Below are 16,313 nucleotides of genomic sequence, written 5' to 3' on the forward strand. Positions count from 1 at the left end.
GCCGATTTACTCGGCGGCGGCTTCGGGGCGCACCTGGCGCGGCAGCGGGAAGAACTCGTTCTCCTCGGCGGCCGAGACCGTCTCCACATGCAGGGTATAGCGCTCGGCGAACGCATCCATGATCTCCTCGACGATCACTTCCGGCGCGGATGCGCCCGCGGTGATGCCGAGGCTGGTGATGTTTTCGAACCGCGTCCAGTCGAGGTCGGCGGCGCGCTGCGCCAGCACCGCAACCTTGCAGCCCTCGCGCTCGGCGACTTCGCGCAGGCGCTGCGAGTTCGACGAGTTCGGCGCGCCGACCACGATCAGGGCGTCGACCACCGGCGCCACCTTCTTCACCGCGAGCTGGCGGTTGGTGGTGGCGTAGCAGATGTCTTCCTTGTGCGGCCCGTTGATGTTCGGAAAGCGCTCCTTGAGCAGCGCCACGATTTCCGCGGTGTCGTCGATCGACAGCGTGGTCTGGGTCACGAAGGCCAGGTTGTTGGGGTCCTTCGGAGAGATGGTCTTGGCGTCCTCGGCGGTCTCGATCAGGGTGACGGCGCCGACCGGCAGCTGGCCGAGCGTGCCGACCACTTCGGGATGGTGCGAATGGCCGATCAGGAAGATCTCGCGGCCGCGCTTGAAGTGGATCGCGGCCTCGCGGTGAACCTTCGTCACCAGCGGGCAGGTCGCATCCAGCGAGAACAGATTGCGGGACGTGGCATCGGCCGGAACCGACTTCGGCACGCCATGAGCCGAGAACACCACCGGCGCGGTGGTGTTCTCCGGGATCTCGGCCAGCTCCTCGACGAAGATGGCGCCCTTCTTCTTCAACCCATCCACGACATATTTGTTGTGCACAATCTCATGGCGAACATAGACGGGGGCGCCGTATTTATCGAGCGCCCGTTCCACGGTGTCGATCGCCCGGACCACTCCGGCGCAGAAGCCGCGAGGAGAACAAAGCACTAACTTGAGGTCTGGTTTGGCTGACATTGAGCAATCTCGGGACCGAATCACCCATTCGCCTTCTGGCGGGGGACGGTCGATGGATGGAAAAGGGCCTGAAGCGGTCTGCTTGGACTTTAGAGCGACTTCAGAGGGAATTGGGCCCCCTTTCGGGCGCTGTCAAGGCACTATCTATAGCAGAACCATTGCGTGGCTACCCCCTCAGGGCTTATATAGCGCGAATTCCCTGTCATCGCTGATGACCACCGGTTTCGCCTCCAGAGGGGTGGGCGAAGCACAAAGGAGATTTGCCATGAGCAACGCACCTCTGATGCCCAAGGCGACCGCCGTCTGGCTGCTCGACAACACCGCGCTGACCTTCGACCAGGTCGCCGATTTCACCAAGATGCACCCCCTCGAGGTGCGTGCGATCGCCGACGGTGACGCCGCGCAGGGCATCAAGGGCATGGACCCGATTTCCAACGGCCAGCTGACCCGCGAGGAGATCGAGAAGGGCGAGAAGAACCAGGACTACCGGCTCCGCCTCCAGGAGAGCAAGGTTGTGCTGCCGCCCCAGCCCAAGCGCAAGGGTCCGCGCTACACTCCGGTGTCGCGCCGCCACGAGCGCCCCAGCGCCATCCTCTGGCTGCTGCGCAGCCATCCGGAGCTCAAGGACGCCCAGATCATGCGCCTGGTCGGCACCACCAAGAGCACGATCGCCAGCGTCCGCGACCGCACCCACTGGAACACCTCCCAGCTGACCCCGATCGACCCGGTCACCCTCGGCCTCTGCTCGCAGATCGAGCTCGACTTCGAAGTGGCGCGCGCGGCCAAGGAGAAGCCGATCGACGCAGCCTATGGCGGCGCCACCCTGCTGCCGGCCTCCGAGACCACCAAGAAGGACGAGTACGAGCCGTCGGAGAAGTCGAGCGACGACCTCAACGTCGATGCCGTCTTCGCCAAGCTGAAGACCCTCGGCGGCAAGAAGCAGGAGCAAGAGGAGGAATAGGCCTCGCTCTTTCAGTTATCGAACGCAATCAGAACGCGGCAAGGCGACTTGCCGCGTTTTTTTGTGCGTGATCTCTCCGGTGTCGTCGTTGGGAAAATACCGTGCCTCCATCACCACATTGCAGGCGAGACAGCGCTCCGCCTTACGGTCGATCCGGATGGTTCAGCATGTATTCGCCGAGGTCGCGCTGTCGACGATCGGCGCGTGAGATGGCGCCACTGCGCTGCACGTCGCGGTCCTTGCGGCAGGCCACATATTCCGGCGAGCCCACGGCGTAACCGCGGCTCTGGCACACCGCATCATCGTCGTCTCCGCCCATCGCCGTCGGCGTTTGGTAACGCGCCGAGCAGGCCGAGAGAGCAATGGCGAGCAGGGCAACTGCGAGCAGGCGCGGCGCGGTGGCGAGTGGCATACGAGGTCCCTTATTAGCCGCCCCTGTTTAGCGCGGAATACGGAGAATGTAAGTCCGCAGACGCCACTCCGCGCTCGCTGTCATTCCCCGCGAAGGCAGAGAATCCAGTACGCCGCGGCTTCTCGGCTCTAGCATCGCCGTCTCTGGAATACTGGATCACCCGCTTTCGCGGGTGATGACAGCGGAGAAAAATTCACACCCGCCCCTTCAGCGCCTCTCCGATCTCGTCCAGCACCTTCGGGTCCTCGATCGTCGCGGGCATGGCCCACACCTCGCCGTCGGCGATCTTCTTGATGGTGCCGCGCAAGATCTTGCCCGAGCGCGTCTTGGGCAGGCGGCCTACGGTGATGGCGAGCTTGAAGGCGGCAACGGGGCCGAGCCGGTCGCGCACAAGTGCTACGATCTCCTTCTCGATCTCGGCGGGCGGGCGCTTCACGCCGGCTTTCAGCACCAGCAAGCCGCAGGGCACCTCGCCCTTGATCGCGTCCCTGATGCCGAGCACGGCGCATTCGGCGACATCCGGATGCGAAGCCAGAATCTCCTCCATGCCGCCGGTGGAGAGCCTGTGGCCGGCGACATTGATGATGTCGTCGGTGCGGCCCATGACGAAGACATAGCCGTCCGCGTCCTTGTAGCCGGCATCCGACGTCTTGTAGTAGCCGGGGAATTCGCTGAGGTAAGCTTCCTTGAAGCGCGTATCCTGATTCCACAGCGTCGGCAGGCAGCCCGGCGGCATCGGCAGCTTGATGACGATCGAGCCCATGGTATCGGGACCGACGGGTTTTGCCGCTTCATCGACGACATCGACCTGGTAGCCCGGCATCGGCACCGTCGGCGAGCCGTGCTTCACCGGCAGTTGGCCGAGCCCCACCGGATTGCCGGCGATGCACCAGCCGGTCTCGGTCTGCCACCAATGATCGATGACAGGCACCTTCAGCTGCTGCTCCGCCCATTCCACCGTCGGCGGATCGGCACGCTCGCCCGCAAGAAACAGCGTGCGGAATTTCGACAGATCGTAGTGCCGGATGAACTTGCCTTCCGGATCCTCTTCCGGATCGCACGGAACGCGGTCGGCGCGGTGAAAAATGCGACTGCCTTGTGCTCGCTGATGACGCGCCAGAACGCGCCGGCATCGGGCGTACCGATCGGCTTGCCCTCATACATGATCGAGGTCGCGCCATGCAGCAGCGGGCCGTAGACGATGTAGCTGTGGCCGACCACCCAGCCGATGTCGGAGCCGCACCACCAGACCTCGCCCGGCTTGACACCATAGAGGTTGAACATCGACCATTTCACGGCGACCAGATGCCCGCCATTGTCGCGCACGACGCCCTTGGGAACACCGGTCGTGCCTGACGTATAGAGAATGTAGAGCGGGTCGGTGGCGGCAACGGGCACGCAAGGCGCTTTCTTGCCGTCGTTCATGGCCTTGCGGCGCAGGCTCGCCCAGTCATAGTCGCGCCTCGGCGTGAGGTCGCAGATCAGTTGCGGACGTTGCAGCACGATACAGGCCTGCGGCTTGGCAGCCGCGAGCTTGATTGCCTCGTCGAGCAGCGGCTTGTACTGCACGATGCGGCCGGGCTCGACGCCGCAGCTTGCGGAAAGAATGAGTTTTGGCTGCGCATCGTCGATGCGGGTCGCAAGCTCTTTTGCGGCAAAGCCGCCGAACACCACGGAATGCACCGCGCCGATGCGCGCGCAGGCGAGCATCGCGACCACAGCCTCGGGCACCATCGGCATATAGAGGATGACGCGGTCACCCTTGGCCACGCCAAAATCCTGCATGACGGCGGCGAGCGCCTGCACCTCGACCAGCAGCTCGGCATAGGTGAATTTGGTCACCGAATTGGTCAGCGGTGAATCGTGGATCAGCGCGACCTGCTCGGCCCGGCCGCGTTCGACATGGCGGTCCAGCGCGTTGTAGCAGGTGTTGACGACGCCGCCGGTGAACCAGCGGCCGTAGACACCCTGGGTGGCATCGAATATCTTTTTCGGCGGCTCGATCCAGTCGATCTCCTTCGCCGCCTCGGCCCAAAAGCCCTCGGGATCGGCCAGCGAACGCGCATGGACCTCGTGATAAGGGCTCTTTCCGCCGACGTTTCCTCGGACATTCATTCCCGCGCTCCCGTTCCTTTACCGGCCTCGCCTTGACCTGACCGCGGGATCTCAGTCCCGCCATAGAGAGATCAAGTGCCGGCCTTGTTTGAGGGGTATTTTCCCGGGAACGGGCCGCGGTTCAAGCTGAAAAGGATGGACGTCGCCCCTCTCTAGCCCTCTATCGCATTCAACCGCTGCAACCGGTCCTGCATGACCTTCTTCAGGTCGTAACCGGGGCGGCGGAAGCTGGCGTCGCGGGTGGCGAGGAAATCGTGTTGGGATTTGCGCAGATCAGCGGCCGAGCGCCGGCTCATCGATTTCAGCACGCGCTGATAGGCCTCGGCGAGCTGGCGGTCGAGCATGCCAAGCTGCGGATCGGCGCAGATCACCTTCTCCACCTCGCGCTTCGCATCCGCGCAATCGAATGAGGGGCCGTTGCCGGAATTCGCAGCCAATGGCTGCGGTGGCCCGGCGCCGAACTTCGCGATCTCCGCCATCAAGGTGCGTCGGCCATCCGCGGCATTGATGTTGCCGGGGTCGAGCCGCAGCGCCGTCTCGTAATCGGCCAGCGCCTTCTTGCGGTCACCCATCTTGGTATAGAGCACGGCGCGGTTGTTATAGGTCTTCGCGAAATTCGGATCGAGCTTCAGCGCGTCATTGTAGTCGCTGAGCGCGGCGCCGAACTCGCCCTTGAACTGGTAGGAATCACCTCGGTTGGTGAAGAAATTCGGCCGCGGTGCCAGCCTTAGCGCCTGGTCGTAATCGGCGATGGCCTTGTCGTAGTCCTTCATCGCGGCATAGGACAGCCCGCGATTGTCGTAATATTCCGGCACCTTCGGATCGAGCCTGATCGCCTCGCTGTCGTCGGCGATCGATTTGTCGAGCTGGCCGAGCTTCTTGTAAGCTGCACCGCGATTGGTGTAGCTGCGCGCCCGGTTCGGATCGAGCCGCAAGGCCTCGCTGAGATCGCTCACCGCCTTGTCGTTATCGCCGTTGAGATAATAAGTCGCGCCACGGTCGGACCATGCTTGCGCATAATCCGCCTTAAGCTGGATCGCCTTGTCGTAGTCGGCGATCGCGCGGTCGAGCCGGCGCTGATTGGTATAGGCCACGCCGCGCAGCTCATAGGCTTCGGCATCCTGCGGATCGAGTTCGATCGCCTTGCTGAGGTCAGACGTGGCGCGATTGAGATCACCGCCCGCCTCACGCAACAGGTCGCCGCGCAGACGCCAGGCGCGGGCGTTCTTGCCATCAAGGGCGATGGCGCGGTCGAGATCCCGTAGCGCCCGCGTCAGACCACCCGAAGTCCGCGAATTCGCGTCAGCGCGAACCAGCAGCGCCGCGACGCGATCGGAACCTGGGTTCGAGGCCTGGTTGATGATCGCGCTGCACGCCGAGATCAGCTCGGCCGGCGCCGCCTTGCTGCCGGACACGCAATCGACGCCGGCTGAGGCCGGGGCGGCGAGGACGAGGCTCATCGCAGCGCCGAGCAGGAAGCTGGGTAGCGAGACTTTGAATATTTGGAACATTTGCGCGGAAGAACGGATGCCGCACATGGCGTAAGACTCCGTGACATCAGGTTTTCCCGTTGTCGCGGCAGGCGGGGATAGGGTTCAAAACAGGATCTGTCGTTAGGGACGGACGGTGTCTGCACTCCCTCGCCCCGCTTGCGGCGAGAGGCGAAGAACACTCTCAGTACCCGTCCACCCCGTTCAGCCGCTGCAGCCGGTCCTGCATGGCCTTCTTCAAATCATACCCCGGCCGGCCAAATCCGGCATTGCGACGTGTGATGAAATCATCCTGCTCGCGCTGGAATTTCCTGGCCTCGCCCGCGTTGCGCGCCTCGCGCAGCACGCGGGCATTGGCTGCATAGACCTCGCGGTCGAGGTCGGCGAGCTCGCGGTTTCCGCAGATCGCCTTCTCGACCGGCTGGCGCGCGCCTGCACAATTGAAGCTGGGCTTGCCGGCGACCGCCATCTGCGCGCCGATCCGCTCGAGCTCGCGCGCGATCGCCTTGTGATTGGCCTTGGCTTGTTCGTGGTTCGGATCGATCCGAGCGCTGCGCCGAAGTCCTGCACCGCCTTGGGCTTATCGCCCTTCTTCAGCCAGAGCTCTCCACGCGCATTGAAGACGTCGGCGAGCGTGGGATCGAGCAGCAACGCGCGGCTGTCGTCGGCGATGGCCCGATCGATCTGGTCATGCCGCGACAGCAGCGCGCCGCGTGCGATCAGCGCCTTGATCAGATCGGGCTTTGCCGTTTTCTCGTTGTCAATGACGGCGGCGCAGGCCGGGCCCGCTCCGTCCATGTCGTCGGCCGCGGTTGCGGACAGGCATGCCCCGAGGTCGATCTGCGCGGTGGCGGCCGGCTCGCCCCGGTCGCGGCCCGGGCGGCATCGAGCCAAAGCGCTGAGAGCATCACGGCTCCGGACAATCGAAGAAGCTTTTGAAAACGCATGCTCGCTGCAGTCCGAAGGTCTTGCCATGAAGCCGTACTATCCATCATACGGCCGGATTGGTGCTAGCTTAAGGCGCCGCTGATATCGGTTTCGAGGATCGTCGTGTCGACATTCGAATGGATCATCGCACTTCTGCTCGGCGCCGTTGCATTATCGGCGCTGGCGCGGCGCATCAAGGTCCCCTATCCGACCTTTCTCGCCATCGGCGGCGCGCTGATCGCTTTCGTGCCGAACAGCCCGACCTGGGCGCTGCAGCCCGATCTGGCACTGGCGCTTTTTGTCGCACCGGTGCTGCTGGACGCCGCCTTCGATACTTCCTTGCGCGACTTGCGCAACAATTGGGTTCCGGTCTCGACCCTGGTCGTGGCTGCCGTCGGCCTGACCACGGCCGGCGTCGCCTATGTCGCGCATCGGCTGATGCCTGATATGCCCTGGGCCGCGGCGGTCGCGCTCGGCGCCATCGTCGCACCGCCAGATGCCGCCGCTGCAGTCGCCATCCTGAGCCAGGTGAAGCTGCCCTACCGCATGGTGAAGGTGCTGGAGGGCGAGAGCCTGCTCAACGATGCGACCGCGCTCCTGATCTATCGCATCGCGGTCGGCGCAGTCGTCACCGAGCATCTGACGTGGAGCCAGGTTGCGCCGACCATGGCGCTAGCGCTGGTCGGCAGCGTCGTCGCGGGTCTTCTCGCAGGACGCATTATTCCGCTGTTCATTGAACGGGTGAAGGAGGCACCGAGCGCGATCATCCTGCAGTTCGCCACCACCTTCATGGTCTGGATCGCCGCCGAACATCTCGGCCTTTCCGGCATTCTCACCATTGTCGTCTATGCCATGACAATGGCGCGCCGGGCGGGCATGCGCATGTCGGCACGGCTGCGGGTGCCCTCCTACGCGGTGTGGGAGACGATGGTGTTCGTGCTCAACGTGCTCGCCTTCATGCTGATCGGCATGCAAATGCGACCGATCTGGACGAAACTGGACGCGGACGTGCGCTCGGAATATTGCGTGGCCGCGGCCTGGATCCTGCTCACGGTCGTGCTGGTGCGGCTGCTGTGGGTGACGTTCTATCGCACAACGTTGCGTGTGCTGGTTGCGCAAGGCATCTATCATCCGAAAGATCCGAACGCCGTCGCCTCCCGCAAGGGCGGCCTCATCATCTCCTGGTGCGGCATGCGCGGGCTGGTCACCCTCGCGACCGCCTTTGCGCTGCCGGAGAACTTCCCTTATCGCGACTTCATCGTCTTCATCGCCTTCGCGGTGGTGCTGGGCTCGCTGGTGATCCAGGGCCTGACGCTGCGGCCGCTGATCCTGGCGTTCGGCCTCAAGGACGACGATCCCGTGGGCATCGAGGTCGCGCGCGCCCGCGCCATCGCGTATCGCGCCGCGCTCGATGCAATCGAGGACGATCCCTCGGAGGAGGCCGAAATCCTGCGGCTCGAATACCGCGCCATCCTGATGCAGGCCGACGACGATCCGCATGGCGGCATCGCCAACGGCGAATTGCCCGCCGATCCCCTGCGCCGCCGCGCCATCGAAGCCGCGCGCAAATCGATCTTCAGCCTGCGCGCCACCGAGGTGATCGGTGACGACGCGTTTCACCGGATCGAGGAAGAGCTCGATCGCGCGGAATTGAGTGCAGGGGGTAACTCCGCTGTCGTCCCGGACAAGCGAAGCGCAGATCCCGGATCCATACGCCGCAGCAATCGTTTTGCGAAGATTCGGAGTTGCCTGCTGCGCGTCAAACCACTCCCTGTGGTTATGGATCCCGGGCTCGCGCTGTGCGCGCCCCGGGACGACAGGGAGTTTGAGGCGATACTTACGCCCCCGCCTTGCAGGTGATCCCGCCGTCGACCACCAGCTCGATCCCCGTCACATATTTCGACTCGTCCGAGGCCAGAAACAGCGCGGCGTTGGCGACGTCGAAGGCGTCGCCCATGTGGCCCATCGGCACTTGCGCATCGCGGGCACGCCACATCGCTTCCACGTCACCCTTGGCGTAGCTATTGGCGAGGCCGGCGGAATGCTCCACCATCGGCGTCTTCATCAGGCCGGGCAGGATCGCATTCACCCGCACATGGTGCCGCGCGAACTCGATCGCGGTGGTCCGCGTCATCTGGTTCATCGCGGCCTTGGAGGTGCCGTAGGTGACGTAGGAGATGCCCATGTGGCGGATCGAGGCGATCGAGGAGATGTTGATGATCGAGCCGCCGCCCTGCTTCATCATCACGGGAATGACGTGCTTCATGGCGAAATAGGCGCTCTTGAGATTGACGCTGAAAACGCGGTCCCAGCTTTCTTCCGTCACCTCGACGACGCTGCCCATCTCGGCGATGCCGACATTGTTGTCGAGCACGTCGATGCGGCCATAGGCCTTGAGGCACGCCGCGACCATTGCCTCGATTTCGGCAGGCCGAGAGACATCCGCGGTGAACGCGGTCGCCTTGCCGCCTTCGCCGGTGATGATCTTCGCGGTCTCCTCGGCGGCTGTGCCGTTGCGGTCGACGCAAAACACCTGCGCGCCCTCGCGCGCAAAAGTCACCGCCGTCGCCTTGCCATTGCCCCAGCCGGGCCCGATCGAGCCGGCCCCCACCACCATCGCAACCTTGCCCTTGAGCCGGTCCATCGCGTGTCTCCCGTGTTGTTCTTCCTTGTAGCCCGGATTGCGCGGCGCCTATCCGGGCTGCGGATCCTTGCAGATGCTCATCCTGGTGACGTTAGCACCGACGGAATGGCCGACAATCTCCGACAATGTCTGGCAAGCCCCATCGTGACATAGCCGCCATTCCCCGGCGGCGCCGGAATTGCCGAGCAAGACCTCCGGCATCGGTGCGCGCGCAGGCTGCCATTGAAACCAGCCGTCGACGAGCCGCGCCTCGGGCGGCGGCTCCATGCCGGGGCCGGTGCCCTTGACGCGGGCCTGCACCAGCTCGAGGCCCGCAGGCGTAACGCGCCAGTCTTCCTGCCACTCGACCTTCGCGATCGAATGCGTCCAGGCAAGCGTGAACGCGGACAGCGCCAACACCTTCACGCCGCCGGCTGTTGCGAAGCAGAGGCTCACACCGCCTCGACCACGGCCGGCGGACGCTGCCGCCATTGCCACAGCACCAGCGCGGCCGAGAGCACGAAGCCCGCGGTGTCGCTGAACGGGAAGTCGCCGAGCAGGCACATCGCGGCGCCGAGCGCCACCAGCCGTTCGGCGAACGACAGACGCGTGAACAGGAAGCCGATCGCGACCATGCCGAACAATGCGATCGCCACCAGCGCCTTGAAGCTCGCGAGCGCCACCGCGCCGTAGAAGCCGAGCTTGGCCGCCATGGGATCGCCGGCTTGCAGCATCAAGGCCGGCGAATAGACGAAGATGAAGGGGATGACGTAGCCGGCAAGCGCAATGCGCATCGCCTCCCAGCCGATCTTGTCCGGGTTCTCTTTCGCGATCGGCGCGGCGGCCAGGGCGGCCAGCGCCACCGGCGGCGAGAGGTCGGCCATGATGCCGTAATAGAACGCGAACATGTGGCTCGCGATCAGGGGCACGCCGAGTTTTGCCAGCGCGGGCGCTGCGAGCGCGGCCGTGATGATGTAGGTCGGGATGGTCGGAATGCCGGTGCCGAGCAGGATGGACAGCAGCATGGTCATGATCAGCGCCAGGAACAGGCTCTTCTCGCCGAGCCCGATCACCCAGCCGCCGAAGATCGTGCCGACGCCGGTCTGCGACATCATGCCGATGATGACGCCGACGATGGCGCAGGCCATGCCGACGGTGATGGCGGATTTTGCGCTCTCCGCAAGCGAGTCACGACAGGACCGCAGTGCCGCCATCCCGCCGCGGATGAAAGCCGTGATCACGATCAGCGCGACGACGACGCAGCCGACCGGGACGATCTTCAACCCGTCATGCGACAGCGCGGCGACGACGAGCGCGAGGCCGATCCAGAAGATGGTGCGGATCAGCATGGAGGAGGCACCGGCCGCGATGCTGGCCCCCAGGATCAGCCCGACCGTCAGCGCGAGGCCCATGCTGCCGGCGTAGAGCGGCGTGAAGCCCTCGAACAACATGTAAACGAGGGCCGCGAGCGGCAGCACGAGATACCAGCCTTTCACCAGCGCCTTCCAGGCGCTCGGCGTTTCCGAGCGCTTCATGCCGGTGAGGCCGTGCTTGCCGGCTTCGAGATGCACCATCCAGAACGCCGAGGCGAAATAGAGCACCGCCGGAATTGCGGCCGCCTTGACGATCTCGGAATACTGGACCCCCAGCGTCTCCGCCATGATGAAGGCGACAGCGCCCATCACCGGCGGCATGATCTGGCCACCCATCGAGGCCGTGGCCTCGACGCCGGCGGCAAAGGCGCGGCGGTAGCCGAACCTGATCATCAGCGGAATGGTGAACTGGCCGACGGTGACGACGTTGGCGACGCCGGAGCCCGAGATCGTCCCCATCATGCCCGAGGCAAACACCGCGACCTTGGCAGGTCCGCCGCGGGTGCGGCCGAACAGGCCGAGCGAGACGTCGGTGAAGAGCTGGATCATGCCGGCACGTTCCAGGAACGAGCCGAACAGGATGAACAGGAAGATGTAGGTCGCCGAGACGTAGATCGGCACGCCGTAGAAACCTTCGGTGCCGTAGGCGAGATGCGTGATGATCTGATCGAAATCATAGCCGCGATGGTTCAGCGGCGACGGCAGGTATTGCCCGAAGAACCAGTAGACCAGGCACGCGCCGCACATCAGCGGCAGCGCCGCGCCCATCAGGCGCCGCGTGCCCTCGAAGATCAGCACCGCGAGCACCGCGCCAACCGCGAGGTCGAGCCTGGTCGGATCGCCGTCTCGCGCGATCAGGTCGGCGTAAAAGATCCATTGATAGAGCCCGCAAAAAAGCCGGCACCGCCGATCACCCAGCCGAGCGCGCGGCCAAGATCGCTCTTCGCGGTGAAGTTGGCGATCAGGCCGAACGTGAGCAGGACGAGGAAGCCGACATGGACGCCGCGCACCACCTGGCTCGGCAGATAGTTGAAGGCGGCGACATAGATCTGGAAGGTCGCGAACGCGATGCCGATCCAGTAGGCGAGCGTGCCCCACCGACCTGGACCAAACCCTTCCGGAAAGCCGTGCTCGAAGTTGTCGAACTCGACCTTGATGGGCTCCGCCCGGGTGCCCTCTGCCATTTCCAGCATTTTAGATCGTCCTCAACCCTGTGAGCGCATTCATAACACCGACACCGCCTCCACACACGTCATGGCCGGGCTTGTCCCGGCCAACCATCACTTACGGTGCCTCCAATGAACGCAGATGCCCGGGACATCCGCGCGAAGACGCGCTTCGCGCTTATGCCCGGGCATGACGTCCACGGATAAGGCGCGCCTTACTTGATCAGCCCTTTTTCCTTGTAGTAGCGGATCGCGCCGGGATGCAGCGGGATCGGGCTGCCGGTGGCCGCCGTCTCGAGCTTGATCTCCTTGCCGGCCGCATGCGCGTTGGCAAGCTCGGGCAGCGATTCGTAGACCAGCTTTGTCATTTGATAGGCAAGGTCGTCGGACACGGCTGAACTGGTGACGAGATAGTTGACCACGGCCGCGGTCGGCACGTCCTTGTCCTGCCCGGTATAGGTGTTGGCGGGAATGATCGTCGAGATGAAGGGAGGTCCGATCTTGTCGACGGTCTCCTTCGGCACGGCCACCACATTGATCGCGCTTGAGCTCGAAAGATCCTTCAGCGAGGCAACGCCAAGGCCGGCGGACTGCAACGTCGCGCTCAGCTGGCGGTTCTTCATGAGGTCGACGGATTCGGCAAACGGCAGGTATTCGACCTTGCCGAGATCCTTGTAGGTCATGCCGGCGGCCGAAAGGATCGCGCGCGAGTTCAACTCGGTGCCCGATTTCGGCGCGCCGACCGACAGGCTCTTGCCCTTGAGGTCCGCGAGCGTCTTGATGCCGCTCTCGGCGGTCGCGACGATCTGGATATAGTTCGGATAGATCGCGCCGATGGTGCGCAGCTTGTCCAGCTTGGTCTTGAAGCCGGCTTCCTCGTCGCCTTCCCAGGCGGCCTTCAGCGAGTCACCCAGCGTGAACGCCAGCTCGCCGCGACCCTGCTGCAGCAGGATCAGGTTCTCGACCGATGCCTTGGTGGCCTGCACCTGCGTCTTCACGTTCGGAATCTTGTCGCCGTAGATCTTCCCGATCGCGACGCCGAGCGGATAATAGACACCGGAGGTGCCACCGGTCAGCACATTGATGAAGGATTGCGCATGCGCGCAAGGTGCCGACGCCGCGAGAGCAAGAGCCGCGGCCACGCCGAAAATCGTCCGTTTCATGGTTGTTTTACTCCCCAAACCGGCGGCGAAATTGGCCGGATGAGGCGGGCGGGTCAACCCATCCAAAAGGCAAAACAGCGCTGCGGTAAACCGCCGATTCGCCTTGATTTTTCAGGGAACTCGACGGGTGCGGCGACATGGCGCAGCCGGGTCGACTTACGTGAGGTTCAGCGCACTCGCGCGGCACCCTCTCCCCAACTCTCCCCGCAAGCGAGGGAAGGAGCGCACCGTCGCGGTGACAGCGTGTCAGCCACAGCGCACGGTCACTGGAAGGTCATGTCCAGGCACTTGGAGATGTCGGAGCCGAGGCCGGAGGAGATGGTGATGCAGCCGCGGATCTTCTGCGCGGTCATGTCGGCGGCCCAGACCGAGTAACCACCGGGGCCGAAGAACGAGTTGGTGTTCGGCGGCTCGGTCTCGGTGGCGTCGAAGTCATAGTGCCCGTCGGTCTCGAAGACGCGCGGCTTCTTGGTGCAGCCACCGTCGGTCTGGACGTTGATGACTTCCTTGTTGTCGCGGGTCAGCGCCAGCGAGACCTGGCAGCGGAAATATTCCGAGGTCTTGGTATTGAAGAGATAGGTGTAGGACTTGCAGGTCGCGGTGTTGAGCTTGCCCGGCGCAAGGCCGCGGCTGCACGCAATCCGCTGGTTGTGGCTGAGCTGGTAATCATCGGCCCGGGCGACCGACGCCAGCGCCATCAGCGACACCCCCGTAATCCAGCAGAATTTGATGACGTGGCGCATTCGAATCATCCCCACCAATATCTTTGTCGTGTTGCGTTCTAGACTGAAAGCGGAACATAGTCGCGAGGGGACGAAGGGAAAATCACAAACTGCTGGGCAAGACGTGATGCGCCGCGGCGCCATCTTGATTGACCCGGAAACGCCGTTCGTGATTTGTTCAAGCAGGGCATTCCCAGCGACGGGGAGGATGGATGATGGCATTTTCAATCAAGACATTTGCAATTGCAGCCGCGCTGGGCGCGCTTGCCGCCCCCGCATGCGCACAAACCGCGGCGACGCCGTGGGAGCTCAAGCCGGACACCGGCTATGCCTATGACAAGGAAGGCAAGACGTTTTCCTACAAGATGGGCACCAGCAATGCCGGCGAGCTGCTGAAGGGCGCGAGGAAAGTGCCCAAAGGCACGCTGTTCTTCATCGGCCAGAACGGCCAGCTCTACATGCGTAGCGGCCAATATCTCGAGGGCGACGGCAGGTTCAAGTTCGGGCCGAATCAGTAGGGCGCGCCACATACCCGGTGTCATCGCGCGGCTTGACCGGGCGATCCAGTATTCCAGAGACAGCGAGGCTAGAACCGAGAAGCCGCGGGGATCGGGATAGGGGAGTCTCGCGACTCCTCCTCCCACACCACCGTACGTACGGGTCTCGTATACGGCGGTTCGATGGATCATGCGGGCCGCTGTGCCGCGATGGAAGCCAGACCGAGCGAACCGAAGAGAGCTTTTGGCACGGCAATGTTGAGCGCGGGGCTGTTGCTGAGCCGCCAAGGGCCACGTGGGCTGCCGGCGGTCTTTGCCGCCAGAACCCGGCCGACGCCGCGGCGTCGCAGCTCGGCGAAGCGAGCCGGTCCACGCTTCCACTGCTTCCAGGCGATGGCGCGCAACCGCCGCCTGATCCATTCGTCAAGTGCGCGCATCACCGACGGCGTCTGGCAGAAGCCAAAGTAGCCACGCCATCCGATCAGATAGCGTGACAGCTCCTTGACAGTCTGCGCAAGGCTTTGGCCACACGTGCGTCGCGTCAGCTCCCGAACTCTCGCCTTGAAGCGGGCGATCGCCTGCGGCGCAATGCGCCGTCGTGGCAGCGGCTCGCGGGTAAAGCTGAAGCCCAGGAACTTGCGGATGCTCGGCTTGGCCACCGCACTCTTGGCCCTGTTGACCTTCAGCTTGAGGCGCTTTTCGAGGAAACGTTCGATGCCCGCCAGCACCCGCTCACCCGCCTTCTGACTGCGCACATAGATGTTGCAGTCGTCGGCGTAGCGCACGAAGCGATGGCCGCGCTTCTCCAGCTCCTTGTCCAGCACATCCAGCATCAGGTTCGACAACAGCGGCGAGAGCGGTCCACCTTGCGGCGTGCCCTCTTCCGTCGAACTGACCAATCCTCCCTCCAGCACACCCGCATTCAAGAAGCTGCGGATGAGCTTCAGGAGACGCTTGTCAGCAACCCGTTTGGCAATGAGCCCCATCAGGATGTCGTGGTTGACCCGGTCGAAGAACTTCTCCAGGTCGATGTCCACGACGACAGTGTGCCCGGACGCAATATACGCCTGCGCTCGTTCCACCGCCTGATGCGCCGAGCGGCCCGGCCGAAAGCCGAAGCTCGTCTCGGAGAACGTTCCGTCCCAATCCGCCTGCAGCACCTGCATCACCGCCTGCTGAATGAAGCGGTCGAGCACCGTCGGAATGCCGAGCGGCCGCAGGCCACCCGACGCCTTCGGTATCTCCGCCCGCCGCACCGGCTGCGGTTTGTAGGTGCCGCCAAATAGCTGGGTCCGGATCGCGAGCCAGTGCTCCTTCAGATAGGCCGGCAGTTCGCCGACGGTCATCCCGTCAACGCCTGCCGCACCCTTATTGCGCTTCACTCGCGCCAACGCTGCCTTCAGGTTCTCACGCCCGACAACGTCTTCCATCGACGGTCCCGCGACCGCCGGGCGTTCGAGACAGGCTTCCGCCGTGCAGGCTTCAGGCTCTCGGGCGGCAGCGCTTCGGGCTTCACCCTCCGCCCCGGTGCCCAAGTTCAGCTCGACCTGATTCTTCTGCCGCATGGCTCGCACGAGATCGCCGCTCTACTGGCCTCTTCCACCGTTCAGGCCTTCGGCGGCGCGCCGCCGCCTACTATGCCCTCTGCTGACTTCTGCACTGCGGTCAGGCCGCCTTGCGGCGACCTCAGTCCCGTTGCCGGGACACCGTGCAGACCTCCCGAGGTAAGATCGACCGCCTTCGCCGCACGCCCGCCGGATCTACCACCCCGGCCCTTGATGACTATGGACTTCGCGATCAGTAGCTCGCTCGTCCGGTCGGGTAGACCTCGTTATCCGGTGTTTGTTCATCGGGCCGCGGCTTTGCTCCACGCTGTCTTCAGACCCCAC

The 16,313-nt window shown here is 64.1% G+C and carries 10 protein-coding genes and 4 pseudogenes; 3 read left to right on the forward strand and 11 right to left on the reverse strand.

Features of this window, described 5'->3' with window-relative positions; translation table 11 throughout:
- Nucleotides 1-6 precede the first annotated feature (6 nt).
- Nucleotides 7-975, reverse strand: a complete 969-nt coding sequence (gene ispH / locus ACTGJ9_RS01765) for a 4-hydroxy-3-methylbut-2-enyl diphosphate reductase (protein WP_456675670.1) — start codon at nt 973-975, stop codon at nt 7-9.
- 265 nt (nt 976-1,240) lie between these two features.
- Here ispH and ACTGJ9_RS01770 point away from each other — a divergent pair, with 265 nt between their 5' ends.
- Nucleotides 1,241-1,936: a DUF1013 domain-containing protein gene (locus tag ACTGJ9_RS01770; protein ID WP_456675671.1), complete on the forward strand. Its 696-nt coding sequence runs from the start codon at nt 1,241-1,243 to the stop codon at nt 1,934-1,936.
- Between the two features lie 142 nt (nt 1,937-2,078).
- Here the strand turns inward: ACTGJ9_RS01770 and ACTGJ9_RS01775 are convergent, their stop codons facing one another.
- The 4 genes and pseudogenes from ACTGJ9_RS01775 to ACTGJ9_RS01790 form a co-directional block, all read right to left on the reverse strand.
- The gene (locus tag ACTGJ9_RS01775; RefSeq protein ID WP_456675672.1) at nt 2,079-2,348 is read right to left on the reverse strand and encodes a hypothetical protein; all 270 of its coding nucleotides are present in this window, start codon (nt 2,346-2,348) and stop codon (nt 2,079-2,081) included.
- Nucleotides 2,349-2,541: 193 nt separating this feature from the next.
- A pseudogene (locus ACTGJ9_RS01780) lies at nt 2,542-4,463 on the reverse strand (propionyl-CoA synthetase).
- A 152-nt stretch (nt 4,464-4,615) separates the two neighbouring features.
- Nucleotides 4,616-6,001 carry a tetratricopeptide repeat protein gene (locus ACTGJ9_RS01785; RefSeq protein ID WP_456675673.1) on the reverse strand — a complete coding sequence of 462 codons (1,386 nt, stop codon included), beginning with the start codon at nt 5,999-6,001 and terminating at the stop codon, nt 4,616-4,618.
- A gap of 136 nt (nt 6,002-6,137) precedes the next feature.
- Nucleotides 6,138-6,900, reverse strand: a pseudogene (locus ACTGJ9_RS01790) (hypothetical protein).
- A gap of 103 nt (nt 6,901-7,003) precedes the next feature.
- On the opposite strand from ACTGJ9_RS01790, the pseudogene ACTGJ9_RS01795 reads away from it, so the two are divergent.
- Nucleotides 7,004-8,545, forward strand: a pseudogene (locus tag ACTGJ9_RS01795) (cation:proton antiporter); the annotation flags it as partial.
- A 172-nt stretch (nt 8,546-8,717) separates the two neighbouring features.
- Here ACTGJ9_RS01795 and ACTGJ9_RS01800 read toward each other — a convergent pair.
- The 5 genes and pseudogenes from ACTGJ9_RS01800 to ACTGJ9_RS01820 all read right to left on the reverse strand — a co-directional run bounded on the left by ACTGJ9_RS01800 (nt 8,718) and on the right by ACTGJ9_RS01820 (nt 13,948).
- Complete coding sequence (locus ACTGJ9_RS01800) at nt 8,718-9,524, reverse strand: SDR family NAD(P)-dependent oxidoreductase (protein WP_456675674.1); 807 nt, start codon at nt 9,522-9,524, stop codon at nt 8,718-8,720.
- Nucleotides 9,525-9,572: 48 nt separating this feature from the next.
- Nucleotides 9,573-9,995: a DUF1850 domain-containing protein gene (locus ACTGJ9_RS01805; protein ID WP_456675675.1), complete on the reverse strand. Its 423-nt coding sequence runs from the start codon at nt 9,993-9,995 to the stop codon at nt 9,573-9,575.
- A pseudogene (locus ACTGJ9_RS01810) lies at nt 9,956-12,069 on the reverse strand (TRAP transporter permease). Before ACTGJ9_RS01810 ends, ACTGJ9_RS01805 begins: the two are co-directional and overlap by 40 nt.
- Nucleotides 12,070-12,257: 188 nt before the next feature.
- Nucleotides 12,258-13,205, reverse strand: coding sequence for a TAXI family TRAP transporter solute-binding subunit (locus ACTGJ9_RS01815; RefSeq protein ID WP_456675676.1), 948 nt, complete (start codon nt 13,203-13,205; stop codon nt 12,258-12,260).
- 263 nt (nt 13,206-13,468) lie between these two features.
- The gene (locus ACTGJ9_RS01820) at nt 13,469-13,948 is read right to left on the reverse strand and encodes a hypothetical protein (protein WP_456675677.1); all 480 of its coding nucleotides are present in this window, start codon (nt 13,946-13,948) and stop codon (nt 13,469-13,471) included.
- Nucleotides 13,949-14,142: 194 nt separating this feature from the next.
- Between ACTGJ9_RS01820 and ACTGJ9_RS01825 the strand changes: the two genes are divergently transcribed.
- Complete coding sequence (locus ACTGJ9_RS01825) at nt 14,143-14,445, forward strand: hypothetical protein (RefSeq protein WP_456678420.1); 303 nt, start codon at nt 14,143-14,145, stop codon at nt 14,443-14,445.
- 167 nt (nt 14,446-14,612) lie between these two features.
- On the opposite strand, the gene ltrA is transcribed toward ACTGJ9_RS01825, so the two are convergent.
- Nucleotides 14,613-15,989: a group II intron reverse transcriptase/maturase gene (ltrA, locus tag ACTGJ9_RS01830; RefSeq protein WP_456673306.1), complete on the reverse strand. Its 1,377-nt coding sequence runs from the start codon at nt 15,987-15,989 to the stop codon at nt 14,613-14,615.
- Nucleotides 15,990-16,313: the final 324 nt, after the last annotated feature.

The sequence above is a fragment of the Bradyrhizobium sp. RDM12 genome (genome assembly GCF_051917485.1).
GTDB lineage: Bacteria > Pseudomonadota > Alphaproteobacteria > Rhizobiales > Xanthobacteraceae > Bradyrhizobium.

Bases quoted from the DNA above. Each gene is read 5' to 3' on its own strand.
- ACTGJ9_RS01775 (WP_456675672.1), bottom strand. From the start codon at position 2,348: ATGCCACTCGCCACCGCGCCGCGCCTGCTCGCAGTTGCCCTGCTCGCC.
- ltrA (WP_456673306.1), bottom strand. From the start codon at position 15,989: ATGCGGCAGAAGAATCAGGTCGAGCTGAACTTGGGCACCGGGGCGGAG.
- ACTGJ9_RS01770 (WP_456675671.1), top strand. From the start codon at position 1,241: ATGAGCAACGCACCTCTGATGCCCAAGGCGACCGCCGTCTGGCTGCTC.
- ACTGJ9_RS01825 (WP_456678420.1), top strand. From the start codon at position 14,143: ATGGCATTTTCAATCAAGACATTTGCAATTGCAGCCGCGCTGGGCGCG.
- ACTGJ9_RS01785 (WP_456675673.1), bottom strand. From the start codon at position 6,001: ATGTGCGGCATCCGTTCTTCCGCGCAAATGTTCCAAATATTCAAAGTC.
- ACTGJ9_RS01820 (WP_456675677.1), bottom strand. From the start codon at position 13,948: ATGCGCCACGTCATCAAATTCTGCTGGATTACGGGGGTGTCGCTGATG.
- ACTGJ9_RS01805 (WP_456675675.1), bottom strand. From the start codon at position 9,995: ATGGCGGCAGCGTCCGCCGGCCGTGGTCGAGGCGGTGTGAGCCTCTGC.
- ACTGJ9_RS01815 (WP_456675676.1), bottom strand. From the start codon at position 13,205: ATGAAACGGACGATTTTCGGCGTGGCCGCGGCTCTTGCTCTCGCGGCG.
- ACTGJ9_RS01800 (WP_456675674.1), bottom strand. From the start codon at position 9,524: ATGGACCGGCTCAAGGGCAAGGTTGCGATGGTGGTGGGGGCCGGCTCG.
- ispH (WP_456675670.1), bottom strand. From the start codon at position 975: ATGTCAGCCAAACCAGACCTCAAGTTAGTGCTTTGTTCTCCTCGCGGC.